Source organism: Candidatus Hakubella thermalkaliphila (assembly GCF_013281975.1).
GTDB lineage: Bacteria > Actinomycetota > Humimicrobiia > Hakubellales > Hakubellaceae > Hakubella > Hakubella thermalkaliphila.
The window spans coordinates 1-8,058 of the sequence record NZ_BLRZ01000089.1 but is presented as its reverse complement, the minus strand read 5'-3'; the positions used below and the strand labels follow the sequence as shown (position 1 = coordinate 8,058).

At 47.9% G+C, this 8,058-nt stretch carries 5 protein-coding genes, 1 other RNA gene and 2 pseudogenes; 6 read left to right on the top strand and 2 right to left on the bottom strand.

All coding sequences use genetic code 11. The features are described from left to right. Both HW443_RS13025 and HW443_RS08225 read right to left on the bottom strand, forming a co-directional pair. Positions 1–194: pseudogene (locus tag HW443_RS13025) on the bottom strand (hypothetical protein); the annotation flags it as partial. 18 nt (positions 195–212) lie between these two features. Further along, positions 213–677: a hypothetical protein gene (locus tag HW443_RS08225; RefSeq protein WP_176235433.1), complete on the bottom strand. Its 465-nt coding sequence runs from the start codon at positions 675–677 to the stop codon at positions 213–215. Between the two features lie 195 nt (positions 678–872). Between HW443_RS08225 and HW443_RS08220 the strand changes: the two genes are divergently transcribed. The 6 genes and pseudogenes from HW443_RS08220 to HW443_RS08195 all read left to right on the top strand — a co-directional run bounded on the left by HW443_RS08220 (position 873) and on the right by HW443_RS08195 (position 7,823). Next, on the top strand, positions 873–3,092 hold the full coding sequence (locus HW443_RS08220; RefSeq protein WP_176235434.1) for a RelA/SpoT family protein: 2,220 nt from the start codon (positions 873–875) through the stop codon (positions 3,090–3,092). A 74-nt stretch (positions 3,093–3,166) separates the two neighbouring features. Beyond that, positions 3,167–3,811 (top strand): MBL fold metallo-hydrolase, encoded by a 645-nt coding sequence (locus tag HW443_RS08215; protein WP_176235435.1) that lies wholly within the window; start codon positions 3,167–3,169, stop codon positions 3,809–3,811. Next, on the top strand, positions 3,805–5,103 hold the full coding sequence (hisS, locus tag HW443_RS08210; protein WP_176235436.1) for a histidine--tRNA ligase: 1,299 nt from the start codon (positions 3,805–3,807) through the stop codon (positions 5,101–5,103). Before HW443_RS08215 ends, hisS begins: the two co-directional genes overlap by 7 nt. Positions 5,104–5,198: 95 nt before the next feature. After that, positions 5,199–6,978, top strand: a pseudogene (gene aspS, locus HW443_RS13955) (aspartate--tRNA ligase). Between the two features lie 68 nt (positions 6,979–7,046). After that, positions 7,047–7,228: non-coding RNA, 6S RNA (ssrS, locus tag HW443_RS08200), on the top strand. 364 nt (positions 7,229–7,592) lie between these two features. Continuing rightward, positions 7,593–7,823 carry a DUF2283 domain-containing protein gene (locus HW443_RS08195; RefSeq protein WP_176235439.1) on the top strand — a complete coding sequence of 77 codons (231 nt, stop codon included), beginning with the start codon at positions 7,593–7,595 and terminating at the stop codon, positions 7,821–7,823. Positions 7,824–8,058 lie beyond the last annotated feature (235 nt).

The following is an 8,058-nucleotide window of genomic DNA, read 5'->3' as shown; positions in this document are numbered from 1 at the left end:
ACAACAAATGAGTTAATTAACTCAGGATGTTTATACAACCTATCTCTAAGTTTGTTTATTTCTTCTATAGGAAATTTCTTAAAATCCTCCGGAGAATTTATACCCCTTACTATATTAAACTTTTTGTTAACATACACCAGTAATGGATGGTATAGTTTATAGAACAACTCAACATTTTCTTTAGGTAATTTCATTTTTCATCCCTCCCTTTCTCAGCAGTTCTTTCGCCACTGACCCATTACGATAACATCCTTTAGCTTAATATCTCGATAGTTAAGGCTGGAAGGAATTCCAACCCTTAGATTTTCAAACTCCACATCCTCATTTATCAGATCTATGAACACTTTTCTCAATTCAGAATTGGATATTCTGACGTGAGCATTTGGGTCAAGGAAAAACAGCCAACCCCTTTCGTAAGGCCCGTGTTCAAGTTCACCCGTGAAATTGTCTTTTAGAATACGTGTCCTCTTTAAAACAAGATGGTAGTCAGCCTCTGGAATCATATCATGGACATCCCAGGATTCAAAATAAACTCCTGATTTGAGGCCGCTTATATTCAGGTATGCACCTGCAGGAACCCTTAATCCAAGTGCTCCAATTGTAGAATTGAGCATTGTGTTTCCACCTTCTACCGGTAAAAGACCGCCTATTGCAAATACCATTTCAGAATTTATCATGGTTTAGGATGGGTAAGCTGTAAAAATTTCGATTGCTCTGCACGCGTGGAAAGCGCCGTGGACATTGGGTCCACGGCCATCGCTTGTCTGCTTATCTACACGCGACCCCAAGCAGTCTTCTGGTAGACTTACCCGAAATTTGCTAATATGGTAACAACAAAGGCATATATTGAGATTCTTTTAGGGATGAGATTCATGGCCCGGGTATCGGAAAAGACGGACATAGATGAATTAATCGAGAAGATCAAAGAATACCATCCTGCGGTTGAGGACAGTTTGATCAAAAAAGCCTACCAGATGGCTCAGGCCTGTCACTTGAACCAGAAGCGTAGGTCAGGTGAGCCCTATATTGCTCACCCTATAGGTGTGGCTTACATCATTGCTGACATGAGGCTGGATACAGCTTCGGTCATATCCGCTTTGCTCCACGATATAATAGAGGACTCCTCGGTTACTATTGAGGATGTGCGAGAGGAGTTTGGAGATCAGATAGCTACCATTGTAGACGGAGTGACCCGAATTAACAGATTATCCTTCCGCTCTGATGAAGAAGAGCAGGCCGAAAACTTGAGGAAGATGCTTATTGCTATGGCTAAGGATATAAGGATAATTCTGGTTAAGCTGGCTGACCGACTTCATAACATGAGGACTCTGTACCACCTGCACGAGGAAAAACGGATTACCAAAGCCAAAGAGACTCTGGATGTCTATGCTCCTCTGGCTCATCGACTGGGAATGTCTCAGGTGAAGTGCGAGTTGGAAGATCTGGCTTTCACTACCATCTATCCCAAACAGTACCAGGAGCTGAACCAGTTGGTCTATGAAACTGCTGGCGAGAGGGAGGAGTTTATCAATCGCACCATAGAAAGGATAGAAGAGGAGCTGACGAAGGTAGGCATAACGGCTGAGTTCGGCGGAAGGGCCAAGCATCTTTATAGTATTTATCAGAAGATGACCAAACAGGGCCGGGAGTTCAAGGATATCTACGATCTGGTAGCCGTACGGGTGATTGTGGATACGGTCAAGGACTGCTATGGTGCTCTGGGTATAATCCACTCCATTTGGAAGCCGGTCCCAGGTCGTTTCAAAGACTACATCGCCAATCCTAAGTTCAACATGTATCAATCTCTTCATACCACGGTTATTGGCTTTAAAGGACGGCCGCTAGAGATTCAGATCCGTACTCATCAGATGCATCGTACATCCGAGTACGGCATCGCAGCCCATTGGCGTTATAAAGAGGGAGGTACTGGAGACGAGAAATTTGAGGAAAAGCTGGCCTGGCTGAGACAGATTCTGGAATGGCAGCAGGAGCTATCTGATCCCCGGGAGTTTATGGAATCCTTGAAGTTAGATCTCTTTGAGGATGAAGTTTTTGTCTTTACTCCCAAGGGGAAGGTGATCAGTCTCCCTATGGGGTCTACCCCTATCGACTTCGCTTATGAGATTCATACCGACGTGGGACACGGTTGTGTGGGAGCCCGGGTTAATAACCGGATTGTTCCCCTGGAGCAACATTTGCGTAGTGGCGACATAGTGGAGATTATTACTTCTAAGTCTGCCGCAGGCCCCAGCCGGGACTGGCTCTCCCTGGTCAAGACCGCCCGGGCCAGGAGCAAAATTAAGCAATGGTTCAGTCAAGAGGAAAAGAAGCTCAGCCAGAATGTGGGCCGGGAAATGCTCCAGAAGGCTCTTCGGAAACACGGCTTATCTCTGCAGACCTTGAGCTCTGAAATTCTAGAGAAAGTAACCCGGAGCATGCATTTTGGTAGAGTAGATAAACTTTATCAAAACATCGGAGCAAACAAAATTTCTCCTCACCAGGTCTGCACCAGGATCATAAAGGAAAAGAACAAACTTGCTGAGACATATCTGGAGGAAATTGAAGAGGAACTGGTCACGGAGGAGCTGGTTCAGCCTCTCGCTCCCAGAAGTAGATTCACCAAAGGAGTCAGAGTTAAGGGTCTCAGCGAACTTCTGGTCAAGCTGGCCAGATGCTGTAATCCAGTTCCAGGGGATGATATAGTTGGCTACGTTACTCGCGGTCAGGGAGTCTCCGTTCACAGGACGGATTGTACCAATCTGGTTTCTCTCTCCAACGATTCCGAGAGATTTATCGAGGTTAGCTGGAACCCGGCTCAACCATCGTCCTTCCAGGTCGAGATCCAGGTGGAAGCTCTGGATAGAACCAAACTCTTGCGGGATATCACAACGGTTCTGGGAGAGTATAACGTCAATATAGTTTCGGCCAATGTGGCTCTTAAGGAGAAAGAGGGAATTGCTATCTCCAGATTTGTTTTTGAGATAGGCAACCTTTCCCTCCTGAATGACATAATTAGTAATATAAAGAGGGTCGATTCTGTCTTTGATGCGTACCGGGTAACCCCTGATCGTCTTTATGGCAAAAGCGCTTAGAGCCCAGGTCAGTGACTGGTGGATGGCGATGGCTTGGGTAATTATTGCAATCCGCTACTTTTTATGGGAAGAGGATGTTAACAGCTAAGAGGATTGTGGTTGGTCCCCTGAGTACAAATTGCTATGTGGTCTACGCGGAGGAGTCCGGAGAAGGTTTTGTGGTGGATCCCGGAGGAGATCCGCAGAAGATTATATCTTTCTGCCAGGAAATGGATCTGACCATCACCCATATTCTTAACACTCACGGGCACTTCGATCACATTGGTGCTGACAATGAGATCCGGGAGCACACCAGAGCGACTGTGTACATTCACCCTCTTGATGCTGAGATGCTGGGAGAGCCCTCCTTGAACTATTCCCTTATATATGGACAGGCATACCGGGTTACCCAATATGTTCCTCTGGAGAAGATGCAGCTCTGTCTGGCAGGAAAGGTATGGGAGATAATACATACTCCTGGCCACAGCCGAGGTAGCATCTGTCTGGTTACGGACTCCTGGATATTTGGGGGTGATCTCATATTTAGAGAAGGCATAGGTCGAACCGACCTGCCCGGTGGATCCTGGGAAGAGATGAAAGAATCCATGATCAGTTTTTTCCATCGGTTCCAGGATGACATGATCATCTTTCCTGGCCACGGAGAGCGGACCACTGTGGGGCATGAGCGGGCCAATAACTATTTCGTCAGACAAATCCTGAGAGAGGGAACCAGGTGGTAGAGCCAAAATATGTAGCACCCACGGGGACTTCCGATATATTATCTCCCGAGGTAGAGCGCCGAAACTGCATAGTTGATAAGGCCAGGAGGCTGCTTGGTCTGTATTGCTACCAAGAGATGATAGTTCCCACCTTTGAGCATACTGAGCTGTTCGTCCGAGGCATCGGCGAGGCCACTGACATTGTGAGCAAAGAGATGTATACCTTTGGGGATCAAAAGGGAAGCTCCTTTGCTCTCCGGCCGGAAGCAACCTCTGGTATTGTCCGAGCTTTCATCGAACATAGTCTCTACACTAAAAGCATGCCCCAGAAGTATTTCTGTATCGGACCCATGTTCCGAAAGGAAAAGCCTCAGGCAGGAAGGTACAGAGAGTTCTACCAGATAGATGTAGAGCTTCTGGGGGCAGAGCAGCCCTCCGCCGATGCAGAGGTCATTGCTCTTTTGATGCATATTTTTCAGGATCTGGGCCTGAAAAACCTGACTCTCAAGCTGAATAGCATGGGTTGCCGGATATGCCGGGCTCCCTACCGGGAGGAGCTGGTTGGTTATCTCAGGAAAGTGGAAAAAGGTCTCTGCCGGAACTGCCGGGAGCGGATCAAGAAAAACCCTCTTCGGGTCTTTGACTGTAAAGTAGAGGGATGTCGTCATCTTTTAAGAGAAGCTCCGGAACTCATCTCTGTCCTCTGCGCTCAGTGTCAGGAACATTTTGAAGAAGTGAAGAAATATCTGGGAGTCATGGGCCCTGACTATGAGCTGGACCCTAAGGTGGTGCGGGGTCTGGACTACTATACCCGCAGCGTATTTGAGGTAGTCTCTCCTTCCCTGGGAGCTCAAAATGTCATTGGTGCAGGTGGACGGTACGACTATTTAGTGGAGGATTGTGGAGGACCTCCCATTGCCGGGCTGGGCTTTGCCATTGGTATTGACAGAACTTCCCTGGCTATGAAGCGCAGCGGTCTGAAGGGGTATGAGGACAAGAGCCTGGATCTCTTCATTATAACGACATCTCACCATCTGAGATTCGAGACCATCAAAAGGCTGGATATTTTGCGGCACCAGGGGTTTTCGGCAGAAATGGATCACCTGTCTCGAAGCATGAAGGCCCAAATGCGGCTGGCTGATAAACTAAGGGCCAAGATAGTCATCTTCATTGGAGAGGATGAGATAAGAAAAGGTGTTCTGGGAGTGCGGGATATGGCTACTTCATCTCAGGAGGAAGTACCCTTTGAGGATTTGCTGGACTATCTCTACCAGAAGCTGGGCCGGAAAGAAAAATGGGGCGCTAGAGGCTGAGACAGCAAGCCGGTGCCCTCCAATCCGATCGTAAAGGCTCCCTTTTCGGAAGCTACACCTCCACTTGCCGGTACTCTAGAGAGGGGTAAGGGTAGATGCAAAAGGAAAAATACAGGACTCACTGGTGTGGAGAGTTGGGTCTTGACCATAAAGGAACGTCCGTCTCTCTTTGTGGGTGGGTTCACCGGCGGAGAGATCATGGGGGGTTAATTTTTCTTGATCTACGGGATAGGAGCGGCCTGATCCAAACGGTGATTGATACCCGAGAGTTCCAAGAAGTCTTCGAGTTGGCTAAGTCCATCAGAGGCGAATATGTCTGTCAGATTAGAGGGACTGTGGCGGAAAGGCCTGAAGGAACTGCTAATCCCAGGATCAAAACAGGAGAAGTGGAGGTAAGAGTTTCTGAGCTGAAGGTCTTGAGCGAGTCCAGAACGCCGCCCTTCCCCACACAAGATGACATAAACGTAGATGATAGGTTGAGACTTGAGTATAGATACCTGGACCTGCGCAGGTCAAAACCCCTTAACAACCTGCTTATGCGCCACAAAGTGGCTCTGGAAGTAAGGAAATTTCTGGATGAGAAAAGCTTTGTGGAAGTGGAGACGCCCATCTTAAGCAAGAGCACTGCGGAAGGAGCCAGAGATTTTCTGGTGCCCAGCAGACTTCAGCCCGGTCAGTTCTACGCTCTGCCCCAATCTCCCCAACTTTTCAAGCAGATCCTCATGATTTCTGGACTGGAGAGGTACTTCCAGATTGCCAGGTGCTTTCGCGACGAAGATCTGAGAGCGGATCGGCAGCCTGAGCTCACTCAGATTGATATGGAGATGTCTTTTGTCCACCGGGAGCATATTCTAACTCTGTGTGAGGAGATGCTGTCCCACCTTTTCAGGACGGTTCTGGAAGTGGAAATCAAAACTCCTTTTCCCAGAATCTCCTATATGGAGTCCAGGAGAAGCTATGGCACTGATAAGCCTGATCTTAGATTTAACTTAGCCATAGTTGAGCTCAGCCATATCTTTACCCATACTCAGCTCCAGGTCTTTGGGCGTACCCTGGAGGGGGGGGGGAGTCATCCGAGGGATCAGGGCGGAGGGATGTGCTGATCTATCCCGTCGGGACATCCAGGGGCTGGAAGATGTGGTGAAGCAATTTGGGGCCAGGGGTCTGGCCTGGTTTAAAGTCAAAGAGGATCTCACTGTGGACTCTCCGGTCTCCAAATTTCTGTCCGACCAGGAGAAGAAACTGATGGTGGAAAATTTTGAGGCCCGGGCCGGAAGTCTGCTGTTGATAGTGGCCGACAGGGAAGAAGTGGTTTGTTCGTCTCTCTCCAACTTGAGAGAGAAGCTTGGGCAACAGTTGGGGCTCATTGACCGGGATAAGTTCAGTTTTGCGTGGGTAATAGATTTTCCTCTCTTTGAATATGATGAGGAAGAAAAGAGGCTAAAATCCCATCATCACCCTTTTACCCGGCCCACAGAGGAGAGCCTGGTCTACTTGGAGAGCGACCCCCTGAAAGTAATGGCTGATGCCTATGATCTGGTGCTCAATGGAGTGGAGATTGCTGGCGGCTCTCTGCGGATTTTTTTTCCAGAGCTACAAAGGAAGATATTCAAGATTTTAGGGCTCTCGCCGGAAAGGATTGAAAAGAGCTTCGGCTTTTTTCTTAAAGCTTTAGAATATGGAGTGCCACCTCACGGAGGAATTGCCTTTGGGCTGGACCGGCTGCTCATGTTGATGGCCGGGGAGGATTCTATCCGGGAAGTAATCGCCTTCCCCAAAACCCAATCAGCCACCTGTCCTCTGACCGGAAGTCCTGATTACGTGGAAAAGGAGCAACTGGAGGAGCTGGGCATCGAGATCAAAGAACTGGAGTGAAGTTTTTGTATCAGCCATGTAACATAGCCAATTGATTTGACAAGAGCAATGTGCTAATATTCTAACCGAAAGCTCTGCCTTGTTCGTGATTTGTCGCCTTTTTTTGAGCCAACACCGTCACATAGGGAGTCCGTCTCTGGATGAGGAGTAAATGCTTCCTTGTGGAGACTTATGAATCAGTCAGGAGGACACCCACCTGCTTAACGCAGGTTCAAAAAATTGGACAAAAAAACGGCAAGGCGGAGTTTTCTTTAATTTGATACAGTATAAATCCATCGAGTCCTTCGCTTCGCCTCTGGATCGATTGCAGTTGAAGATTTTGTGAATATCAAATAAGATGGAAGAGTGAAATCCATACGACTTTCTGGACATGCTCGTTCACAAATGCCTTTTCGGGCAGTGACAGAAGAGGAAATTGTCGAAACGATACGCTCCGAAAAGTGGGCACTTGCTGAATTGGGGCGATTGGAGTGTCGCAGAAACTTTCCGTTTGGTAAGGAGTGGAATAGAAAAGTGTATGCAACGAAACAGGTTCGCCCCATTTTTGTTGAAGAACCGACGGAAATTGTAGTTGTTACGGTATATACTTACTATTTTTAAGTGGAGGCATGGTTATGAAAATTACCTATGACCCTGAGGTGGATGCCCTGTATATCAGATTCCGTGAGACGACCGTCACAACCCAACACCTTGCTGAAGGGCTGGCTGCTGATTATGACGCTGACGGACGTCTGGCGGGCATTGAAATATTGGATGCGACTAAACGTTTAGGGGATAGAGATATCTTTAAGCAAGTGATTCTGGAAGACGTTGCCTTGGGCCGGCCTGTCCCAACATTATCTTGAAGGTTCCTTTGGGGATGTCCTTCCCGTGTTTATGGCTTATTCTGACCCCAGAATGTCTCCGTGCTCGTCAATCTTGCGCCATGTCTCATGCTTCTCTGAGCGAATAAGCCGAAATCTCAGTCTTCGAGTCTCCGCGACACCAACCTTTCCCACCATAAGACCTCGCCTGCTGAGTCGAATATTAACCCTACAGCGATACTTAAGAATCTTGGTTCAATATGTAGGGCAATTTCTT

Excerpts from the sequence above, each read along its gene's own strand:
- HW443_RS08195 (WP_176235439.1), top strand. The coding sequence starts at position 7,593 with ATGAAAATTACCTATGACCCTGAGGTGGATGCCCTGTATATCAGATTC.
- HW443_RS08220 (WP_176235434.1), top strand. The coding sequence starts at position 873 with ATGGCCCGGGTATCGGAAAAGACGGACATAGATGAATTAATCGAGAAG.
- HW443_RS08215 (WP_176235435.1), top strand. The coding sequence starts at position 3,167 with ATGTTAACAGCTAAGAGGATTGTGGTTGGTCCCCTGAGTACAAATTGC.
- HW443_RS08225 (WP_176235433.1), bottom strand. The coding sequence starts at position 677 with ATGATAAATTCTGAAATGGTATTTGCAATAGGCGGTCTTTTACCGGTA.